The 19581-nt window shown below is 72.2% G+C and carries 20 protein-coding genes; 8 read left to right on the plus strand and 12 right to left on the minus strand.

Annotated features, from left to right (window positions below; all coding sequences use genetic code 11):
- Positions 1–21: 21 nt before the first annotated feature.
- Complete coding sequence (locus tag AC1DQF_RS04540; RefSeq protein ID WP_477524017.1) at positions 22–219, minus strand: DUF1918 domain-containing protein; 198 nt, start codon at positions 217–219, stop codon at positions 22–24.
- Between the two features lie 384 nt (positions 220–603).
- Between AC1DQF_RS04540 and AC1DQF_RS04545 the strand changes: the two genes are divergently transcribed.
- Positions 604–819 (plus strand): hypothetical protein, encoded by a 216-nt coding sequence (locus tag AC1DQF_RS04545; protein ID WP_477524018.1) that lies wholly within the window; start codon positions 604–606, stop codon positions 817–819.
- A 22-nt stretch (positions 820–841) separates the two neighbouring features.
- Positions 842–1840, plus strand: a complete 999-nt coding sequence (locus tag AC1DQF_RS04550; RefSeq protein ID WP_477524019.1) for a zinc-dependent alcohol dehydrogenase family protein — start codon at positions 842–844, stop codon at positions 1838–1840.
- Between the two features lie 31 nt (positions 1841–1871).
- Here AC1DQF_RS04550 and AC1DQF_RS04555 read toward each other — a convergent pair whose 3' ends face one another.
- Positions 1872–2273, minus strand: coding sequence for a universal stress protein (locus tag AC1DQF_RS04555; protein WP_477524020.1), 402 nt, complete (start codon positions 2271–2273; stop codon positions 1872–1874).
- A 132-nt stretch (positions 2274–2405) separates the two neighbouring features.
- Between AC1DQF_RS04555 and AC1DQF_RS04560 the strand changes: the two genes are divergently transcribed.
- Positions 2406–2873 (plus strand): hypothetical protein, encoded by a 468-nt coding sequence (locus AC1DQF_RS04560; RefSeq protein ID WP_477524021.1) that lies wholly within the window; start codon positions 2406–2408, stop codon positions 2871–2873.
- A 16-nt stretch (positions 2874–2889) separates the two neighbouring features.
- Here AC1DQF_RS04560 and AC1DQF_RS04565 read toward each other — a convergent pair whose 3' ends face one another.
- Positions 2890–4356, minus strand: a complete 1467-nt coding sequence (locus AC1DQF_RS04565) for a glutamate-cysteine ligase family protein (RefSeq protein WP_477524022.1) — start codon at positions 4354–4356, stop codon at positions 2890–2892.
- Positions 4357–4432: 76 nt separating this feature from the next.
- The gene (locus AC1DQF_RS04570; RefSeq protein WP_477524023.1) at positions 4433–5395 is read right to left on the minus strand and encodes a DUF4192 domain-containing protein; all 963 of its coding nucleotides are present in this window, start codon (positions 5393–5395) and stop codon (positions 4433–4435) included.
- Positions 5396–5554: 159 nt separating this feature from the next.
- Here AC1DQF_RS04570 and AC1DQF_RS04575 point away from each other — a divergent pair, with 159 nt between their 5' ends.
- Together AC1DQF_RS04575 and AC1DQF_RS04580 are read left to right on the plus strand one after the other, a co-directional pair.
- Positions 5555–6859 carry a DNA polymerase IV gene (locus AC1DQF_RS04575; protein ID WP_477524024.1) on the plus strand — a complete coding sequence of 435 codons (1305 nt, stop codon included), beginning with the start codon at positions 5555–5557 and terminating at the stop codon, positions 6857–6859.
- 579 nt (positions 6860–7438) lie between these two features.
- Positions 7439–8425 carry a sigma-70 family RNA polymerase sigma factor gene (locus AC1DQF_RS04580; protein ID WP_477524025.1) on the plus strand — a complete coding sequence of 329 codons (987 nt, stop codon included), beginning with the start codon at positions 7439–7441 and terminating at the stop codon, positions 8423–8425.
- A 218-nt stretch (positions 8426–8643) separates the two neighbouring features.
- Here AC1DQF_RS04580 and AC1DQF_RS04585 read toward each other — a convergent pair whose 3' ends face one another.
- Genes AC1DQF_RS04585 through AC1DQF_RS04595 form a run of 3 tightly spaced genes read right to left on the minus strand, consistent with a single transcriptional unit; the run spans position 8644 to position 10968 of the window.
- Entirely contained in the window at positions 8644–9960 is a 1317-nt protein-coding gene (locus AC1DQF_RS04585) for a glycoside hydrolase family 3 N-terminal domain-containing protein (RefSeq protein WP_477524026.1), read from the minus strand.
- Positions 9961–9970: 10 nt separating this feature from the next.
- A complete protein-coding gene (coaE, locus tag AC1DQF_RS04590; protein WP_477524027.1) occupies positions 9971–10561 on the minus strand; it encodes a dephospho-CoA kinase in 591 nt (196 codons plus the stop codon).
- On the minus strand, positions 10558–10968 hold the full coding sequence (locus AC1DQF_RS04595) for a MarR family winged helix-turn-helix transcriptional regulator (protein ID WP_477524028.1): 411 nt from the start codon (positions 10966–10968) through the stop codon (positions 10558–10560). The genes coaE and AC1DQF_RS04595 overlap by 4 nt, the downstream gene beginning before the upstream one ends.
- Before the next feature lie 154 nt (positions 10969–11122).
- On the opposite strand from AC1DQF_RS04595, the gene AC1DQF_RS04600 reads away from it, so the two are divergent.
- Positions 11123–12937, plus strand: a complete 1815-nt coding sequence (locus tag AC1DQF_RS04600) for an ABC transporter ATP-binding protein (protein ID WP_477524029.1) — start codon at positions 11123–11125, stop codon at positions 12935–12937.
- Between the two features lie 3 nt (positions 12938–12940).
- Here AC1DQF_RS04600 and AC1DQF_RS04605 read toward each other — a convergent pair whose 3' ends face one another.
- From AC1DQF_RS04605 to AC1DQF_RS04615, 3 genes are all read right to left on the minus strand, one after another.
- Positions 12941–13813, minus strand: a complete 873-nt coding sequence (locus AC1DQF_RS04605) for a sulfotransferase domain-containing protein (RefSeq protein ID WP_477524030.1) — start codon at positions 13811–13813, stop codon at positions 12941–12943.
- On the minus strand, positions 13806–15089 hold the full coding sequence (locus AC1DQF_RS04610; protein ID WP_477524031.1) for an aspartate aminotransferase type Ic: 1284 nt from the start codon (positions 15087–15089) through the stop codon (positions 13806–13808). The genes AC1DQF_RS04605 and AC1DQF_RS04610 overlap by 8 nt, the downstream gene beginning before the upstream one ends.
- A 73-nt stretch (positions 15090–15162) precedes the next feature.
- Complete coding sequence (locus AC1DQF_RS04615; RefSeq protein ID WP_477524032.1) at positions 15163–16125, minus strand: helix-turn-helix domain-containing protein; 963 nt, start codon at positions 16123–16125, stop codon at positions 15163–15165.
- Positions 16126–16207: 82 nt separating this feature from the next.
- Here AC1DQF_RS04615 and AC1DQF_RS04620 point away from each other — a divergent pair, with 82 nt between their 5' ends.
- Entirely contained in the window at positions 16208–16369 is a 162-nt protein-coding gene (locus AC1DQF_RS04620; RefSeq protein WP_477524033.1) for a hypothetical protein, read from the plus strand.
- Between the two features lie 27 nt (positions 16370–16396).
- On the opposite strand, the gene AC1DQF_RS04625 is transcribed toward AC1DQF_RS04620, so the two are convergent.
- Positions 16397–16948 (minus strand): DUF1707 SHOCT-like domain-containing protein, encoded by a 552-nt coding sequence (locus AC1DQF_RS04625; RefSeq protein WP_477524034.1) that lies wholly within the window; start codon positions 16946–16948, stop codon positions 16397–16399.
- A 130-nt stretch (positions 16949–17078) separates the two neighbouring features.
- Complete coding sequence (gene rpsA / locus AC1DQF_RS04630; RefSeq protein ID WP_477524035.1) at positions 17079–18569, minus strand: 30S ribosomal protein S1; 1491 nt, start codon at positions 18567–18569, stop codon at positions 17079–17081.
- Between the two features lie 191 nt (positions 18570–18760).
- On the opposite strand from rpsA, the gene AC1DQF_RS04635 reads away from it, so the two are divergent.
- A complete protein-coding gene (locus AC1DQF_RS04635; protein WP_477524036.1) occupies positions 18761–19576 on the plus strand; it encodes a class I SAM-dependent methyltransferase in 816 nt (271 codons plus the stop codon).
- Positions 19577–19581 lie beyond the last annotated feature (5 nt).

The raw sequence follows: 19581 nt of genomic DNA on the forward strand, positions 1-19581 counted from the left end.
GACCGCAGTATCCCGCACCCCTCAGGCGGGGTGCTCGACGTGGTGCACCTCCGCATCCGGCCCGGGGTAGACGAGCCCGACGTGCCCGGTGTCCCCCCAGCGCACGAGGTACGGCGGGCTGCCGTCGGGGTGCCGCACCTCCAGCACCTCCCCGTCACGGACCGGCTCGTCGACGTGCTGGCTGTGGACGATCAACCTGTCCCCCACGGCGGCGTACACGGCGGGTCCTCAGTCCTCGGCCTGGATCGGGATGCGTCGGGTCACGGTGTCCATGGCACGTCCTCCTCGGGTGTGGGCCCCGTGGCGGGGACCGCGGTGCCTCGATTGTTCGCTCCCCCTCGGGTCCCGTGCAGGGCCAGAGGTCACGTCTCGCGGGACCGACCTGCCGGCAGGGGGACCTTCGAGCGCCGGGTGGGGACCTTGCGCCCTCGACCCCGGCGGCGAGGCCGACGGAGGCTGGGGACAGGACCGGGCAGACCCGGCACGGAGAGGACGCACCGTCATGGGCACCACCGCGAGCACCGCCCTGGAGAGCAGGCGTTGGCACATCGAGCTCTACCTGGTGGGGGGCAACGTCCACGCCCGGGTCCACCTCGACCCCTGATGATGTCGGCCCCCGAGATCCACGTCCCCGCGCGCGACCTGGCCGCGGCCCTGGCCGAGCGCACGTCGAGCGAGCTCGTGCAGCTGCGTCGCGACCTGCCGGAGGCCATGCGACCCCCGGCGGACCTCGTCGTCGCGCAGGTCCAGCACCGGATCCAGCCCTGGCGCACCGCCACCCCGACAAGGGCGTTGCGGCCGCGCACCACCGGGGACTGAAATGCCCGGCGAGGGGAGCGAGATGCGGGCGTGGGTGGTGAGCGGTCGCCCCGGCGGCCCGGGTCGCCTCGAGCACGTGGTGCGCGACGTGCCGCTCCCGGCCGCGGACGAGGTGCTGGTGCAGGTGAGCGTGTGCGGCGTGTGCCGCACCGACCTGCACCTGGCCGACCTCGAGCTCGCGCCCCGCTCAGCGCGGATTGTCCCCGGGCACGAGGTCGTGGGCCGGGTCGCCGCGCTCGGGCAGCATGCCGGGCGCTTCGCGGTCGGGGACCGCGTCGGGGTCGCCTGGTTGCGGCGGACGTGCGGGAGCTGCAGCGCCTGTCGCCGCGGCCGCGAGAACCTGTGCCGGTCCTCGCAGTACACCGGCTGGGACCGCGACGGCGGTTTCGCGCAGTACGCCGTCGCTCCCGAGGCCTTCGTGTACTCCCTGCCCGACCGGTTCAGCGACGAGGAGGCCGCTCCCCTGCTGTGCTCGGGGATCATCGGCTATCGCGCGCTGAAGCGGGCTGCGCTGCCCCCCGGCGGGCGGCTGGGGATCTACGGCTTCGGAGCCAGCGCCCACCTGACGGCCCAGCTGGCCCTCGCGCAGGGAGCGGAGGTGCACGTGCTGACCCGCGACAGCGCGGCCCGGACCCTGGCCACCGAGCTCGGCGCGGCCTCGGTCGGTCCCGCCGACGGACGGCCGCCGGTGCTCCTCGACTCGGCCATCCTCTTCGCCCCGGTGGGCGAGCTGGTGCCGACGGCCCTCGCGGCGCTGGACCAGGGCGGCACCCTGGCGGTGGCAGGGATCCACCTGTCCGACATCCCTGCCCTGGACTACCAGCGCGACCTGTTCCGCGAGCGCACCCTCACCAGTGTCACCGCCAACACGCGGGCCGACGGGGAGGAGCTGCTTCGCCTCGCGGACCTGCTCGACCTGCGACCGCGCGTGTCGACGTACTCCTTCGAGGACGTCGACCGGGCGCTCGCCGACCTCGCCGGCGGTGCGGTGACGGGGGCCGCCGTGGTACGCGTCGGGTGAGGTCGCCGCCCACGCGGGCAGGTGCGGCCCGTCAGTCGGCCTTGACCGCCAGGACCGGGCAGTGGGCGTCGAGCAGGATGCGCTGGGCGTTGCTGCCCAGGATCAGCTTGCCGACGGGCGAGCGACGGCGCAGGCCGATGACGATCAGCTCGGCGGAGTTGGCCTCGGCCAGGCTGATGAGGTCCTCGGCCGGCTCGAAGCCGCGGACCAGCTGACGGATGTCGTACTCGAGACCGGACGCGTCGAGCTTCGTGCGGACGCTCTCCATGTCTGCGTCGGCCGCCTTGGCCCTCGACTCGTCGTAGTCGTGCCCACCCCGGTGCGAGTTGACCACCACGAGCCTGCTGCCTCGCAGCTTGGCCTCGGAGATGGCGGTCGCGAGCGCGGCCTCGCCCTCCGGCTTGGGAACGTATCCGACGACGACGGTACCCATGGTGTCTCCTTCTGCAGACCGGTCCAGCATCGGTGCGGGACGGGTGGTTGGCACCGTACCCAATCCCGGCGGCCAGCGGGAGGCTGTGGACGACGACGCGCACGAACCGCCCCGTGCGGGCAGGCTGTTTCCATGCCGGTGCTGGCCCCCATCTCGCGCGCGACCCACCTCGCACTGCGCGAGGCGGTGCTCGCCTTCCGGGAGTCCGAGCACCGACGCCGGCCCCCGCCCACCGTGCACGTCGGCATCCCGGGACGCCACCCGGCCTGCTTCGTGGACGAGCCCGGCACCGGCACCGACGCCGCCATGGCCGCGGACATCGTCGCCGCGCTGCTGCAACGCGCCCGGCGCGAGCCCGGTGCGGCGTCATGCACCACTCCCGCGGCGCCCCTCGCCTGGCTGACCCGCGCCGGCTCCCTGGCCGCGCACGACGCCGACGTGCTGTGGTCGGGGGCGACCCGGGCGGCGTACACCGAGGCCGGGCTCGACGCCACCTTCGTGGTGGTGACGCGGGACGGCTGGCTTGACCCGGTCACGGGAGTCCGCCGCGAGTGGCGGCGGCTGCGACGCCGCTCGGGGTCTCCCCCGCAGCCGCGCTGAGGCGTGGGCCGAGCCCTCAGTCGACCCAGGTGTGGACGGGCTCGTTGGTGTGCATCCGGGCCCGGTAGTCCTGGAGCGTGGCGCGCAGTGCGTCGTAGGTCTCCATGTCCGAACGCTGGCGCATCTGGCCGACGAACCAGTCGGCGCCGGTCATCTGGAGCAGGCAGCGCTGCTCGATGATGCCCAGCAGGCGGTCGCGGACGTCGGCCTGGACCCCCCACGCGTCGAGTCCCTGGTGGGCCATCGGGAGCAGCCGTCGCAGCACCAGCTCGGTGGCACGGACCTGGCCGATGCCGGGCCAGTAGATCTGGGCGTCGATGCCCTGCTGTGCGGCGACGTGGAAGTTCTCCTCGGCGGCCGAGAACGACATCTGGGACCACAGCGGCCGCTCGCTCTCCGCGAGGTGGCGGACCAGGCCGAAGTAGAACGCTGCGTTCGCGATGGTGTCGGCGACCGTCGGGCCCGCGGCGAGCAGCCGGTTCTCGACGCGGAGGTGCGGAACTCCGTGCGCGATGTCGTAGACGGGGCGGTTCCAGCGGTAGATGGTGCCGTTGTGGAGCCGGAGCTCGGCGAGCTCGGGAGTGCCGCCGGACTCGAGCACCTCGAGCGGGTCCTCCGCGTCGGTGATGGGGAGCAGCGCCGGGAAGTAGCGGACGTTCTCCTCGAACAGGTCGAACACCGAGGTCACCCACCGCTCGCCGAACCACACGCGCGGGCGCACCCCCTGGACCTTGAGCTCCTCGCTGCGGGTGTCGGTGGCCTGCTCGAACAACGGGATGCGGGTCTCGCGCCACAGCTCCTTGCCCAGGAGGTACGGCGAGTTGGCGGCCACCGCGAGCTGGACGCCCGCGATCGCCTGGGAGGCGTTCCAGTACGCCGCGAAGTCGTCGGGCGCGGTCTGGACGTGGAACTGGGTGCTGGTGCACGCCGCCTCGGGGACGATCGAGTCCGCCGTCGTCGACAGCCGGTCACGTCCGGAGATGTTGATCGTGATGTCCTCGCCCCGGGCGTCGAGGATCTGCTCGCTGAGCAGCTTGTAGCGGGGGTTGGCGCTGAGCGACGCGCGGGCCATGTGCCCCTCGGCGAGGGTGGGCAGGATGCCGATCATCACCTGGTGGGCGCCGACCTCGCTGGAGGCCGCCTCGGCGTCGTTGAGCGAGCGCCGCAGGCTGTCCTCGAAGGTCGTCAGCCCGCCCTCGCGCAGGGTGGCCGGGGCCACGTTGATCTCGATGTTGAACTGGCCCAGCTCGGTCTGGAAGTCGGGTTGGGCGATCGCCTCCAGCACCTCCGCGTTCTTGAGGGCCGGGTCCCCCCGGTCGTCGACCAGGTTGAGCTCGACCTCCAGCCCGGTCATCGGGTCGTCGGTGTCGAAACGAGCCTCGCGCAGCATCCGGGCGAAGACGTCGAGGTTGCGTCGCACCTTCTCGCGGTGGCGCGTCCGGTCGGCCCGCGAGAACTCCTGCTGCTCGACTTCTTCTCCCATGCGAGGACCCTAGCCACGCGAGAGCCTCCGCGGACAGGCGTCACCCCCCGTGGGATGGACGCAGTCGTCCTCTCCCTCAGGCCGCTCCGCGGTCCAGCCCGGCCCGGAACGTCTCCCAGAGGTCGGGTGAGCAGGCGTCGTCGAGGAGGTCGGCGACCAGGCGCGCCAGGGAGTGGGCGGGCTCGACGGCCCGGCACCGCTCCACCGCGCACCACGCGAGGGCACCGTCGCCGGCGAGCCACGACGCCACGGCCAGCACGGCGGCCGGGCCGGGCACCAGCTCGTCGGGCACGCGGCGTACGACGTCGCTCCACAGCTCGACGTGCGCACGCGCCACCGCCCTGCTCAGTCCGCACCACGCCTCGTCGCGGGAGGCGGGGTCGCGCAGCGCCAGCGCGAGCGGCACGAGCACCTCGACCGGGCACGGCGACGAGTCCTCGGTGTGCCGGGCCACGGTCTCACGCACCCGCCGGGCCGACAGGGGCTGCGGCGCCGTGGCCAGCACGGCCGCGGACTCCCCCACGGCCCCGGGGACGGGGTCCAGGGTGGCCCTCAGCTCCTCCCGGGAGCCGCGCGTCACCCGCCCGTCGAAGACGGCGCGCGCCGTGAACGGGTGGGCTCCCGGGTCGAACGGGACGCCGTCGTACGCCTCGGGCGGGCGACCGGGGAGCACCGCGAACCACCGGTCCCCGTGCACACGCAGCACGTCGATCACGTCGATCCCGCGCTCGGTGAAGGCCTCGTGCAACGACCAGGCGGACTCGTCGGCCACGACCGTGTCGTCGTCGTAGACCACGAAGATCACCTGGCGGACCCGGTGCTTGAGGCTGGGACGCAACAACGCGTCGACGACCTCGTCGACGTCGCCGGGGTCCTCGGGCAGGTCGACGCGGGCGTGGAAGGAGGGCCGCTCGCCGAACGTCAGCATCGCCACGGACGACTCGGGCACGAAGCCGAGGGCGATCGGCACGAAGGCCAGGAGGTCCTCCGGGGTGCGGGCGACCAGGGAGGCGGGTGCGGGGTGGGGTGTCGATGTCATGGGAGGACCGTCCCCCGGCCCACCGACGCTCCCACCTGCCCGTCGCACGGTTGTGGACGACGCACCGTCGACTCACCCCTGTGGACGCCAACCGGCCTGCGACAATGACGAGGTGAGCCGCGCCGGGACCGCCCTCCTCCCGGGCGACACCCAGGCCTGATGCGTCGTACCGCCTCGGTCCTGCACCTCGACATGGACGCGTTCTTCGCCGCCGTGGAGCAGCGCGACAAGCCCTCCCTGCGCGGCAAGCCTGTCATCGTCGGCGGCACCGGCGGTCGCGGCGTCGTCGCCACCGCGTCCTACGAGGCCCGGGTGTACGGCGTCCGATCGGCCATGTCCGGACGCGAGGCGCGCGCCAGGTGCCCGCACGCGGCTTTCCTCTCGGGACGCTTCCACGCCTACCGGGAGACGAGCGCACGGGTCATGGAGGTGCTCCGTGCCGCCTCCCCCCTGGTCGAGCCACTGTCGCTCGACGAGGCGTTCGTCGACCTCGAGCGCGCCGACCTGCCGGACCTCGAGGTGGAGACGGTGACGGCCTTCGGCCACGAGCTGCGGGCCCGGGTGCGCGAGGTGACCGGCGGGCTCACCGGCACCGTGGGCATCGGCACGTCGAAGTTCATCGCCAAGGTGGCCAGCGAGCTCGACAAGCCGGACGGGCTGACCGTGGTCCCCCCGGGAACCGAGCGCGACCTGCTCCGCCCCATGAAGGTCACGGTCATCCCCGGTGTCGGACCGGCCACGGCCGAGCGGCTCCGGCGGGCCGGCATCCACACGGTCGCCGACCTCGAGGCGATCCCCGAGGACGAGATGGTGCGCCTGCTGGGCAAGGCGCACGGGCACGGGCTCCACCAGCTGGCCCGCGCCGAGGACGACCGAGCCGTGGTCGCCGACCGGGAGACCAAGTCGGTGAGCAGCGAGGGCACCTACGACACCGACCTGACCGACCGCACCCTGATGCAGGGCCTGCTGACCCGCCAGGCGGTCCAGGTCGGCACCCGCCTGCGCAAGCACGGGCTCTCGGGACGCACGGTGACGATCAAGGTGCGGCTGCACGACTTCACCACCCTGAGCCGCTCCTCGACGCTGCCCAGCCCCACCGACAGCGGCGCGACCATCGCCCGTCTCGCTCGTGCCCTGCTGGCCGACCTGGACACCTCGGGCGGCGTCCGGCTGCTCGGGGTGGGCGTCTCGGGACTGGCCGACTGGATCCAGGAGGACCTGTTCGGGGAGACCGAGCCCGAGCCCGAGGAGGTCGTGGCCCCCGATCCGACGCCGGTGCCGCGGCACTTCTCCCCCGGCATGGACGTCGTGCACCAGGAGATGGGGGCCGGGTGGGTCTGGGGGTCGGGCCGGGGCGTGGTCACGGTGCGCTTCGAGACCGCGCAGACCGCCCCCGGGCCGGTGCGTTCGTACGCCGTGGACGACCCGGCCCTGTCACCGGCCGAGGTGCACACGGAGGACTGACCCGACGACCGAGGAGCAGTCGGAGGGGAAATGAGGTGAGGGGCTCCAGGCGGTATGAGCGCTTGGAGCCCCTCGGTGTGACCGGCTTGGTGACGTCCGATCGACCTGGACTGCAGTCGGATCCCGAGGTCCCCGCCACCGGGCCCCCGCGACGACCAGGTCGCCGTACGGATCTCTCTGCCTGTCCGATCCCCAGCTCCGCGAGCGGTGCTGGTAGGAGAGTTCTATGCCCACGGGCGACCCGGCGCAAGGTATTCGTCCGACATTCCCTCGGTCCCACAGGCGCGTCCACAGGTGGCGGCCACTGCTCCACAGTCGGCACCGGGTTCTCCACACAACTGTGGATCGTCCTGTGGATGACGGATCCTGGACGACCCGCTCCCAATCCTTCCCGACCACGTCTCCGAACCACGTCTGAGAAGTCCCTGAGAGTTGCGCTGGGAGGCAACTCTTGTGCTCGTCGGGACGTCGAGTCAGGTGAAGGGCCGAGCGCGCGAGGCGGGGAATCTCTCGACCACGCAGGCCGTTGGAGAAGACGTGGCGAGGTATCGGCGCAACGCCACGGAGGAGGAGACGACGATGAGCACCGCACAGAGCACCGCCAGGAGCACCCGCACGAGCACCACGCGTGAGATCGAGGGACGCGACAGCGTCGGGCTCTACCTCGACGAGATCGCCCGCACTCCCCTTCTCGACGCCGCCATGGAGGTCGAGCTCTCCAAGACCATCGAGGCCGGCCTGCTGGCCGAGAAGCTCCTCGAGGAGGGTCGCATCGGTCGCCGCAAGGGCGGCGCCCCGATGAGCGCCAACCAGGAGGAGCTGGAGTGGCTGGCCGAGGAGGGCCGCCGCGCCGTCGACCAGTTCATCTCCGCCAACCTGCGCCTCGTCGTCTCCATCGCCCGCAAGTACGGCCGCTCGCAGATGCCCATGCTGGACCTGATCCAGGAGGGCAACACCGGTCTGATCCGCGCCGTGGAGAAGTTCGACTACACCAAGGGCTACAAGTTCTCGACGTACGCCACCTGGTGGGTGCGGCAGGCGATCACGCGCGGCATCGCGCAGCAGGCCCGCGTGGTCCGGCTGCCCGTGCACGTGGTCGAGGAGCTCAACCAGGTGAGCGGCGCCCGCCGCACGCTCGAGCGTCAGCTCGGCCGTGACCCGGAGCCGCAGGAGATCGCCCAGGAGCTCGGCATGCAGGTCGAGCGGGTCCTGGACCTGATGTCGTGGGGACGCGACCACGTCTCCCTCGACACCCCGGTGGACGAGGACGGCGACACGTCGCTCGGCGACCTGATGGCCCAGGAGACGGCCCCCGGCCCCGACCTGGAGTTCCTGGACGTCGAGGCGCGTCAGCGTCTGGAGGACCTCGTCGGACACCTCGACGAGCGTGCCGCCGACATCATCCGCGCCCGCTACGGGCTCACCGACGGTCGCCAGCACAAGCTGGCCGACATCGGCGCCAAGCACGGCATCTCCGCCGAGCGGGTCCGCCAGCTCGAGCGGGAGGCCCTGCAGAAGCTCCGCCGCATCGGTGACCCGGACCTCGCGACCGGCACGGCTGCCTGAGGCGCACCACCCGAGCACCCACCCGAGGCCCGCTCCGACACCTGTCGGGGTGGGCCTCGGCGCGTTCCGGGCGTCGACGTACGACGCGGGGTCGGGTGTCGAAGCGGTGACGACACGAGTCCGACCACCCGAGAGGTGCGCCAGCCACGTTCGCTGGACTCAGGATGTCGCTCACTCACCGCCACGGGCCCGGGGGCGGGCGGAATCGGGGGCCGAGGTCAGTACGCCGCAGAGGTGAGCGCCGCGGACGCGTCGCCGGCGATCGTGGTGACGTCGTCGGGCACCGGGAGCTGCTCGGCCATCCGCCCCTGCCACATCTGCAGGGCCACCACGCGGGCGGCGGCCTCCTCGGCACGCTCGCGGGTGACGTCCCCGTCGACGATCGCCTGGGTGAGGACGCGATGGGTCTCGACGGTGTCGACCGGCATCAGGAGCAGGTCGGCACCGGCGTTGAGGGCCGCCACGGCCGGCTTCCAGGTGGCCGCCACCGCGCCCATGCCCAGCGAGTCGGTGATGGTGACGCCCTCGAAGCCGAGGTCGTCGCGCAGCAGGTCGTAGACCTCGGGGGCCAAGGATGCCGGCACGCCGGGCGCGATGGCGGTCAGGTCGAGGTGGCTCATCATCACCGCGGGGGCGTGGCTGGCGATCGCGGCCTCGAACGGCGGCAGGTCGTGCGACTCGATCTCCGCCAGCGAGGAGTCGAGCACCGGGAGGGTGTCATGGCTATCGCTGGTCGCGGCGCCGTGGCCCGGGAAGTGCTTGATCGTGGAGACCACGCCCGCCGCGTCGTAGCCGCGGACCGCGGTGGCGGTGGCCTTGGCGGCGATCGCGGGGTCCTCGCTCGCGGAACGGGTGCCGATGGTCGGATCCGCCGCACCGATGGTCACGTCGGCCACCGGGGCGAAGACCCAGGTGAAGCCGAGGTCGCGGACCTCCATGCCGGTGGCGTACGCCGCCTGGCGCACGACCTCGCGACCCGTCGCGCCATCGGCGGCGATCGCCGCGCCGGCGGCGTCGAAGGCCGGGAACTCGGTGGCGATGCCGCGCAGGTGCGAGACGTAGCCGCCCTCCTGGTCCACCCCGATGACCGCCGGGAAGTCGCGGCCGTCCGCGGCCACGGCCTCGCTCACGGCCGCCGTCGTCGCGCGCACCTGCGCCTCGTCGACGACGTTGCCGTTGGTGACCGAGACGCCCGCGAGGTGGTGCTCGCGGACCATCGCGGCCACCTCGGCCGGGTCGGTGCCCAGGTAGCGGCCGACGATCACCTGTCCGGCCAGCTGCTCGGGGGTCCACCCGGCGACCAGGGCCTGGGCCGCCTCGAGCTCGCCGACGGTCGGACCCCACCCCAGCGGAGTGTCCGGGTCGGTCGTCTCGGCCGGTGCCGAGGGCTCCGCCTCGGCGGCCGGGCTGCTGCTGCTGCTGCCGCCGCGACCGGACTCCGGGGCGTCCCCGGACTCCGGCGTGGCCGCGCACCCGCCGATGAGCAGCGCGCCCGCAGTGAGGGCGGCGGCGGTGGTCAGGAGAGACAGGCGCACGGCCCGCAGGCTACCCGCGCAGCTCGTCGAGGACTGCTTCGACGCGGGTCCGCAGGTCCTCGAGCGAGCCGTTGTTGTCGATGACGTGGGTGGCGATCGCACGACGCTCCTCGCGGGTGGCCTGGGCGGCGATCCGCGACTCCGCGTCCTCGCGGGTCCAGCCGCGCTCGGACAACATGCGCTGGACCTGGAGGTCACGCGGGGCGTCGACCACGACGACGGCGTCGAACGTGTCGGCACGGCCCCCCTCGGCCAGCAACGGGATGTCGTGCACGACGACGTCGTCCTCACCGGCGAGGGCCTCCAGCGCGGCCATCCGCTCGATCACCAGGGGATGGATGATCGCCTCCAGCCGCGCGCGGGCCGAGTCGTCGCCGAAGACCAGGCGCCCCATCGCCGGTCGGTCGAGGTCGCCCTCGGGGGTGAGCAGCGAGGGCCCGAAGTCGGCCACGACGGCATCGAGCCCGGGCGTCCCCCGGGCCACCACCTCGCGCGCCAGGGCATCGGCGTCGATGACGACGGCGCCCAGCTCGGCGAGGATCGCCGACACGGTGCTCTTGCCGGAGGCCACGCCACCGGTCAGGCCGACGCGAACGGTCATGAGTGCTCCCCCAACGTCCTCAGGATGCGGTCGAGGGTACGACGGTCGCTGTCGCCGAGCGCGCCCAGGACCCGCTCCCCCGCTCCCCGCCGTGCCTCGTCCATGTGCGCGAGCACCCGGCGCCCCTCGTCGGTCACCGTCAACGACGTGGCACGACGGTCGCTCGGGTCGGGTGACCGGCACACCCAACCGTTCTGCTCCAGGGCGTCGGCCACCTCGGTGGCCGATCGCGGGGCGATGCGGAGAGCCTCGGCGAGCACGGAGGGACGCACCGGCTCCTCGGCCGCGACCACGCGCAGCGCGCGGGACTGCGACGGTGTGGTGCCGAACTCCGACAGCGCCTCGGCGTACTCACGTCGCACGCGTCGCGCCGCCGCCATCAGCAGGTCGCCCGTCTGCTCGCTCACGGGAACAAACCTAGCCGACACCACGTTGCACCCTCATAGTGAGGCAACCTCACGACATTTCGACCCCAGGATCCACACCACCGGACCCACACCACCGGACCCACACCACCGGACCCACACCACCGGACCCACACCACCGAGAGGAGCTGGTCGCATGGAGGACTCCACAGGCTCCCGCCGATCCCGCACCGACCGTCCCGACCCCGCCGACCGGCGGCAGCTCGCGGACCACCCCGTACCCCTCGCCCGTGTCGCGCGACTCTTCGCGCCCCACCGCGGCACCCTGGCGATCGTCATGGCCCTCATCGTGCTGAGCTCGTTGATCGGTCTCGCCCAGCCGTTCCTGGTGCGCCACGTCATCGACGTGGCCCTCCCCCAGCAGGACGTCCGGCTCCTCGCCCTGCTCGTCGCCGCCATGCTCGGCGTCGCGGTGGCGACCGCGGCCATCGGCGTGGTGCAGACCTGGCTCTCCACCTCGGTGGGCCAGCGCGTCATGCACCGCCTGCGCAGCGACCTGTTCGCCCACCTCCAGCGCCAGTCCCTGGGGTTCTTCACCCGCACCCGCGGCGGTGACGTGCAGTCCCGCCTCGTCAACGACATCGGCAGCATGCAGGGCGTCGTCACCAGCACCGCCACCTCCATCGCCGCCAACGTCACCGTGGTCGTCGGCACCGCGATCGCCATGGCGGCCCTGAGCTGGCGCCTCGCGCTGCTCTCCCTGGTCGTGCTGCCCTCGGCCGTGCTCCTCACGCGCCAGGTCGCGCGGATGCGGCACGCGATCACGGCCCAGCGCCAGCGTCGCCTCGCCGACCTGCACGTGCAGATCGAGGAGGGCCTGTCGGTCAGCGGAGTGCTCCTCACCAAGACGCTCGGCGCCGCGGGCACGCTCAGCGACCGCTTCGAGGAGACCTCCGCCGACCTGGTGGGGCTCGAGATCCGCTCCCGCCTGGCCGGGCGCTGGCGGATGGCCACCATGAACGTGGTCTTCGCCGCGGTGCCCGCCGCGATCTACCTGGCGGCCGGACTGCCGGCCACGTCCGGCGGGATGACCGTCGGCACCCTGGTCGCCTTCGTCGCCCTGCAGGGGACGTTGTTCCGCCCCCTGATGGGCCTGCTCAACGTGGGCGTGGACATCACCTCGTCGATGGCGCTGTTCTCCCGCATCTTCGAGTACGCCGACCTCCCGGTCGACCTCCCCGAGCCCACGACCCCGGTCGCCCTGCCCTCCTCCGGCGGTGAGGTCCGCTTCGAGGACGTGCGCTTCGCCTACGACCCGGATGCCCCGGTCCTCGACGGCATCGACCTCGTCGTGCCGGCCGGATCGAGCCTGGCCCTCGTCGGTGAGACCGGGAGCGGCAAGTCCACGCTCGCCGGCCTGGTCGCCCGGCTGCACGACGCCACCTCGGGCCGGGTGCTGATCGACGGCGTCGACGTGCGCGACGTGTCGACCGCCGACCTCGCCGGCCGGGTCGGGATGGTCACCCAGGAGACCTACCTGATGCACACGAGCATCCGCGCCAACCTGCTGCACGCTCGTCCCGACGCCACCGAGGCCGAGATCGAGCAGGCCTGTCGCAGCGCCCGGATCCACGACGTCATCAGCCGCCTCCCGCAGGGCTACGACACCGTCGTCGGCTCGCGCGGGCACCGCTTCTCCGGCGGCGAGAAGCAGCGGCTCGCCATCGCCCGGACGCTGCTCCGCGACCCGGCGGTGCTGGTCCTCGACGAGGCGACGAGTGCGTTGGACAACGAGACCGAGCGGGCCGTCCAGGAGTCGCTCGACGTGCTCGCCGAGGGTCGCACGACCATCACCATCGCGCACCGGCTCTCGACCGTGCGCGACGCCGACCGGATCGCGGTGCTGGCAGGCGGTCGGGTGGTCGAGCTCGGCACCCACGAGGAGCTGCTGCTCCGTGGCCGTCGCTACGCCTCCCTGGTCCGTGGCGGGCTCGGCGCCGAGGCGGCCTGAGATTCAGGCCAGCCCGGCCTTGCGGGCGTATGCCTCCGCCTGCTCGTCGGCGTCGAGGTCACCGCGGAGCAGTCGCTCGGTGGTCCAGTGCTCGACCGGCAGCCCCGTGAGTGCGACGTACTGCGCGAGCTCGGGCTCCAGGGCCCGGGCCAGCGCCATCAGGTCGGCGCCGGTGGGCGCGGTGCCGCTGATGGTCGGCGAGCCGGCCATCAGCCTCTTGAGCGGCGGGTGCGTGCGGAAGCGGTCGATGCCGAGGTGGTCCGTGACCAGGTCGAGGTGCCGGGCATGGTCGGCCAGCAGGGACGCGAAGTCGAGGAAGAGCCACTGCCCACGCGGGAAGACGCTCAGCCCGTGCTCCACCTGACCGCCGTAGTAGCCCCGGACGACTCCGGAGGCACGCAGGAAGCGGGCCCGCCCCCCGGCCCCGGTGTAGTCCTCGGGAAGGATCGTCGGGAAGGTCGGGGGCCGCCATGCGATCATCTCCGGCCAGTCCGGCGCCTTGCCCGGCTGCCGCCCGCGCACCATCACCCACTGGGACACGAGGCGGTCGATCGGGTCGCGGAAGATCGCGATGAGCCGCAGGTCGGGGAGCCGGTCGCGCATCCGCTCCAGCGTGCCCGGCATCACGAGGTAGCGCGGGGTCGCGTCCCCCAGGGCACACTGCAGGGACGACGTCCTCTGCACGCCGTACGACGCGTGGTCGACCTCGAGCCACGTGGCCTCGTCGACGTCGAACCAGCCCATCTCCTTGCGCGGCGGACGCGCCACCTGGGGATGCTGGTTGAGCATCCACTGCAGGGTGGACGTCCCGGCCTTCTGCACCCCGACGATCGAGAAGGTGAACGGCTGGAAGCCCGCGCCGGCCGACTCAGCCACGATCGAGGAGCTTCTCCACGGCGGCGAGGAGCACGGCGGTGGCGACACCGTCCATGGCCTCGGTGACCTCCTGCAGCGGCGGCATGGTCGGGGCCAGGCGGATGTTCTCGTCGTTCGGGTCCTGCCCGTGCGGGAACGACGAGCCGGCCGGGGTCAGCGCGATGCCGGCGTCCTTGGCCAGTCCCACCACCCGCGACGCGGTCCCCGGCATGACGTCCAGGTTGACGAAGTAGCCGCCGCGGGGCCGGTTCCACCGCGCCACGCCTCGACCGTCCAGGCGCTCGGTGAGCACCCGGTCCACCTCGGCGAACTTCGGCGCGATGATCTGGCGGTGCTTCCCCATGTGGTCGCGCACGCCCTGCGCCGACCCGAAGAACTGCACGTGGCGCAGGTGGTTGACCTTGTCCGGCCCGATGGAGCCCTTGCCGAGGTGCCCGAGGTACCACGCGATGTTCTCGACCGACGCCGCGAGGAACGCCACCCCCGCGCCGGCGAAGGTGATCTTGGAGGTCGAGGCGAACATGATGGGCCGGTGCGGGTGCCCGCTCGCCGCGGCGAGGGTGAGGATGTCGGCGCTCTTGGCCTCCTCCTCGGTGAGGTGGTGCAGCGCGTAGGCGTTGTCCCAGAAGATCTTGAAGTCGTGGGCGGCCGTCTCCATGGAGGCCAGCCGAGCGGCGACCTCCTGGGTGCAGACGGAGCCGGCCGGGTTGGCGTACGTCGGCACCACCCACATGCCCTTGATGGACCGGTCCTCGGCGACCAGCCGGGCGGTGGCCTCCGCGTCGGGGCCGTCGTCGTTCATCGGGACGGTGATCATCTCGATGCCCAGCGACTCCAGCAGGGTGAAGTGCCGGTCGTAGCCGGGGACCGGGCAGATGAACTTGACCACGCCCTCCTTGCCCCAGGGCCGGTCGCTGTCGACGGCACCGAAGAGCATCAGGTAGACCAGCGCGTCGCGCATMATGCTCAGGCTGGAGTTCCCGCCCGCGACGACCTGCTCGGGCTCGACCCACAGGAGCTCGGCGAACATCTCGCGCAGCTCCGGCAGGCCCGCCAGCCCGCCGTAGTTGCGGACGTCGGTGCCACTCTTGTCGCGGCAACCGCGCGGCAGGGTGAGCAGCGCGTCGGACAGGTCGAGCTGGGCCGACGACGGCTTGCCCCGGGTCAGGTCGAGGGCGAGGCCGCGGCCGCGGAGCTCGTCGTACGTCGCCTGCAGCTCGTCGCGCAGGGCGGCGAGGTCGTCACGGGACAGGTCGGGGAGCGGCGTGTGCGTCACGCGGCAAGGCTACCGAGCGCGACGTGGCGACGGGCCACGGCGTCCAGCCCCGGGCCCGGGGCGACTCCAGGAGTCACGCAGGACACGCGAAGGTGCGCCGGTACTGCTGGGGGCTGACCCCGCGCACCCGGGTGAAGTGGTGGCGCAGGGTCGCCGCGTTGCCGAAGCCGACCTCGGAGGCGATCCACTCGATCGAGCGGTCGGACTGCTCGAGGAGCTCCTGCGCGGCCTGCACCCGCTGCGCGAGGATCCAGCCGTAGGGCGTGGCGCCGGTCTCGTCCTTGAAGCGGCGTGCGAACGTGCGCGACGACATGTGGATCTGCCGCGCGAGCAGGTCCACGCTGAGCTCCTCGCCCAGGTTGCCCTGGATCCACTCGAGCAGGGGGGCCAGCGAGTCGGAGGTGCACTCCGGCACCGGGCGGGCGATGAACTGGGCCTGACCGCCAGGGCGCTGCGGGGCCACCACCATCCGACGGGCGACCGTGCTGGCCGCGGCGGCGCCGTGCTCCTCGCGCCACAGGTGCAGCGCGGCGTCGAGGCCGGCGGCCGAGCCGGCGCTGGTGACGACCTGGCCGGCGTCGACATAGAGCACCTCGGGGACCACGCGGGCCAGCGGGAAGCGGGCCGCGAGCTCGTCGGTGTGCTTCCAGTGGGTGGTCGCCTCGCGGCCGTCGAGGAGGCCGGCCTCGCCGAGCACGAACGCGCCCGTGCACACCGACAGCACGCGGGCCCCGCGCGCCACGGCGTCCTGGAGGGCGCGCACGACCGCGGTGGGGATGCTGCCGTGGCGGTTCATCGCCGGCACGCAGACCAGGTCCGCCTCGGCCAGCCGGTCGAGGCCGTGCAGCACCTGCATCTCGAAGCCGAGCGAGGTCCGCACCTGCCCGGGCTCGACGCCGCAGATCGCGAAGTCCAGGACCGGGAGCCCGTCGTCGCTGCGGTCGACCCCGAACGCCTCGCAGAGCACCCCCAGCTCGAACATGGCGACCTCGTCCCAGACCAGGACAGCGACGTTGGTGAGCACGTTCGTCAGCATGACGCATGCGTGGCAGTAAATCAACGGACCACGGCATTGCTGCCACTCGTGGCGGGATCAATTCGGGCGCATGATTACTGCCATGACCACGTTCGCATTCGTCCTCGTCATCCTCGCCCTCGGCGCGCTTCTCGTGCGGTACGCACGCCACGATCACTTCGCCGGAGCCGCCCTGCGGGCCGACGACCACGACGAGCTCGGACCGGTCGACCTGCGCCGCCACCTGGTCCCGCGTCGCGCCTGATCCACGTCCCAGGCCCGCTGGACGCGCTCAGAGGCCGAACCACCGGGGTCGCCTCACCAGGAGGCGACCGACCCCGAGGCTCCCCCGCACCACCAGCACCGGGTGGTCGCCCTCGGGCTCGGGTCGGTGGTCGTTGCGGACGACGCCCCAGCCGGTCCGCAGCTCCTCGACCCGCACGCCCCAGCTCCGGGGGACCACGAGCACCACACGCCCGAGTCCGGGTCGCACCCAGACCTCCACGACCCGGTGGGCGCACAGGGCGTGACGGAAGTCGACCCGAACGTCGGCCACCGCGGCCCCGAGGACGAGGCGGGGCGGCACCGACCACGGCCCGGCCCGCCGCTGGCTGCGGAGACCGGCCACCAGCACGAGGTCGTCCTCGCCGCGGCCCCGGCCCGTCGGCAGGTCGCGCACGAGGGGGCGCAGATCGCCCATGGTCCGGGCGCGGGCGGCGAGCTCCTGCCGGTGGTGCAGCTCCTCGTAGTCGAGGCGCCCCTCGGCGAACGCGTCCCCGAGCAGGTTGATGACCTCGTCCCGGTCGGCGTCCCCGGCACGCACATCACGGTCGCGCGCAGCCATGGGCCCATCCAAGCACCGCCCGGCAACGGGCCGTGTCACGACGTCCGCGGCCCCCGGACAGGCCAGAAGGCCCGCCGGCGAACCGGCGGGCCTCCTGGGTGGTACGTGTGCTGCGGGTGACGCAGTGGGGTCAGCTGGCCCCGCCGGTCAGCTTCTCGCGGAGCGCCTGGAGCGCCTCGTCGGAAGCCAGCGAACCGCTGGTCGACTCCTCGGCGCCGGTGTCGCCACCGTCGGAGGAGTACGACGTGGCCTCGCCGGCCTCGGCCTCGGCGACCTTGGCGTCGGCCTGCTGCTTGACGTGCTGCTCCCAGCGCGCGTGCGCCTTGGCGTACTGGTCCTCCCAGACCGCGCGCTGCTCGTCGAAGCCCTCGAGCCACTCGCCCGTCTCGGGGTCGAAGCCCTCGGGGTAGACGTAGTTGCCCTGCTCGTCGTACGTGGCGGTCATGCCGTACAGCGTCGGGTCGAACTCCTCGACGTCGGACGCGGCAGCCGTCTCGTTGGCCTGCTTGAGCGACAGCGAGATCCGGCGACGCTCGAGGTCGATGTCGATGATCTTGACCATGACGTCGTCGTTGACCTGGACGACCTGCTCGGGGATCTCCACGTGGCGCTCGGCCAGCTCGGAGATGTGCACCAGGCCCTCGATGCCCTCCTCGACGCGGACGAACGAACCGAAGGGCACCAGCTTGGTGACCTTGCCCGGGACGATCTGGCCGATCTGGTGGGTGCGGGCGAAGTGCTGCCACGGGTCCTCCTGCGTCGCCTTCAGCGACAGGGAGACACGCTCACGGTCCATGTCCACGTCGAGGACCTCGACGGTGACCTCGTCACCGACGGTGACGACCTCGGACGGGTGGTCGATGTGCTTCCACGACAGCTCCGAGACGTGCACGAGGCCGTCGACGCCACCGAGGTCCACGAAGGCACCGAAGTTGACGATCGAGGACACGACACCCTTGCGGATCTGGCCCTTCTGGAGCTGGGTGAGGAAGCCGTGGCGAACCTCGGACTGGGTCTGCTCGAGCCAGGCACGGCGCGACAGGACCACGTTGTTGCGGTTCTTGTCGAGCTCGATGATCTTGGCCTCGAGGGTCTGGCCCACGTAGGGCTGCAGGTCGCGGACGCGACGCATCTCCACCAGCGAGGCCGGCAGGAAGCCGCGCAGGCCGATGTCGAGGATGAGGCCGCCCTTGACGACCTCGATGACGGTGCCCTCGACGACGCCGTCCTCCTCCTTGACCTGCTCGATGGTGCCCCAGGCGCGCTCGTACTGGGCGCGCTTCTTGGACAGGATCAGACGGCCTTCCTTGTCCTCCTTCTGGAGAACGAGGGCCTCGACCTTGTCGCCCACGGAAACGACCTCGGAGGGGTCGACGTCGTGCTTGATGGACAGCTCGCGCGAGGGGATGACGCCCTCGGTCTTGTAGCCGATGTCGAGGAGTACCTCGTCGCGGTCCACCTTGACGATGGTGCCCTCGACGATGTCGCCGTCGTTGAAGTACTTGATGGTCGCATCGATCGCCGCGAGGAAGTCCTCTTCGGAACCGATGTCGTTGACCGCCACCTGGGGAGCGTCGAAGTCCCAATCAGATGCGGAAGTAGAGGAGATGGTGCTCGTCATAAGGGAAGTGATTCCTTGGATGGTCAGAAGTCGTCCGGACACGCGCAGAAGCCCTGTTTTCACCACCGATGAAGGGTGACGAGCGTGGGTCCGCTCCGTATGGAACCCAGGCAGACCTCTGGCGCACCCTGCAGCCTACGCGGCCCCGCCCTCGAGCGTCCAACCCGAGCACCGCGCAGTACCGTGGAGCGGTGCAGGACCACCTCCCCCAGGCCGTCCGGGTCGAGCGCCGCCCCGTCGACGAGTCCGAGTCCCGGAGCGCGAACGGTCCCGACTGGGACCGCTACGCCGACGAGTACCAGGCCACCCACGGGGAGTTCCTCGGCGACGCGGGCTTCGTGTGGGGGCCCGAAGGACAGACCGAGGACGACCTCCACGTCCTGGGCGACGTCACCGGTCGCGACGTGCTCGAGGTCGGAAGCGGCGCCGGGCAGTGCTCGCGCTGGGTCCGCACCCGGGGCGGCCGCGCGGTCGGGCTCGACCTGTCGCACCGCCAGCTCCAGCACTGCCGTCGCATCGACGAGATCACCGGTGTGGTGGTGCCGTCCGTGCGGGCCACGGCCACCCACCTGCCCTTCGCCGACGAGTCCTTCGACGTGGTCTTCTGCTCCTTCGGCGCCCTGCAGTTCGTGCACGACATCGCCGACGCGGTCGCCGAGACGGCGCGCGTCCTGCGGCCCGGGGGGCGCTACGCCTTCTCCGTCACCCATCCGACGCGCTGGATGTTCCCCGACGACCCCGGCGAGGGGGGCCTCGTGGCGTCGCAGTCCTACTGGGACCGCACGCCGTACGTCGAGGTGGACGACGAGACGGGGGTGGTTGCGTACGTCGAGCACCACCGCACCCTCGGCGACTGGGTGCGACTGCTGTCCGGCCATGGCTTCACCCTCGTCGACCTCGTCGAGCCGGAGTGGCCCGCCGACCACGACCGGGTCTGGGGCGGGTGGTCGCGCACCCGCGGCCTGCTCACCCCGGGCACCGCGATCTTCGTCGCCGACCTGGCCTGACCCGG

It is taken from the genome of Nocardioides sp. P4_G4, from assembly GCF_056401085.1.

Bases quoted from the DNA above. Each gene is read 5' to 3' on its own strand.
- AC1DQF_RS04545 (WP_477524018.1), top strand. From the start codon at position 604: ATGATGTCGGCCCCCGAGATCCACGTCCCCGCGCGCGACCTGGCCGCG.
- AC1DQF_RS04550 (WP_477524019.1), top strand. From the start codon at position 842: ATGCGGGCGTGGGTGGTGAGCGGTCGCCCCGGCGGCCCGGGTCGCCTC.
- AC1DQF_RS04555 (WP_477524020.1), bottom strand. From the start codon at position 2,273: ATGGGTACCGTCGTCGTCGGATACGTTCCCAAGCCGGAGGGCGAGGCC.
- AC1DQF_RS04560 (WP_477524021.1), top strand. From the start codon at position 2,406: ATGCCGGTGCTGGCCCCCATCTCGCGCGCGACCCACCTCGCACTGCGC.
- AC1DQF_RS04565 (WP_477524022.1), bottom strand. From the start codon at position 4,356: ATGGGAGAAGAAGTCGAGCAGCAGGAGTTCTCGCGGGCCGACCGGACG.
- AC1DQF_RS04570 (WP_477524023.1), bottom strand. From the start codon at position 5,395: ATGACATCGACACCCCACCCCGCACCCGCCTCCCTGGTCGCCCGCACC.
- AC1DQF_RS04575 (WP_477524024.1), top strand. From the start codon at position 5,555: ATGCGTCGTACCGCCTCGGTCCTGCACCTCGACATGGACGCGTTCTTC.
- AC1DQF_RS04580 (WP_477524025.1), top strand. From the start codon at position 7,439: ATGAGCACCGCACAGAGCACCGCCAGGAGCACCCGCACGAGCACCACG.
- coaE (WP_477524027.1), bottom strand. From the start codon at position 10,561: ATGACCGTTCGCGTCGGCCTGACCGGTGGCGTGGCCTCCGGCAAGAGC.
- AC1DQF_RS04600 (WP_477524029.1), top strand. From the start codon at position 11,123: ATGGAGGACTCCACAGGCTCCCGCCGATCCCGCACCGACCGTCCCGAC.
- AC1DQF_RS04615 (WP_477524032.1), bottom strand. From the start codon at position 16,125: ATGCTGACGAACGTGCTCACCAACGTCGCTGTCCTGGTCTGGGACGAG.
- AC1DQF_RS04620 (WP_477524033.1), top strand. From the start codon at position 16,208: ATGACCACGTTCGCATTCGTCCTCGTCATCCTCGCCCTCGGCGCGCTT.
- AC1DQF_RS04625 (WP_477524034.1), bottom strand. From the start codon at position 16,948: ATGGCTGCGCGCGACCGTGATGTGCGTGCCGGGGACGCCGACCGGGAC.
- rpsA (WP_477524035.1), bottom strand. From the start codon at position 18,569: ATGACGAGCACCATCTCCTCTACTTCCGCATCTGATTGGGACTTCGAC.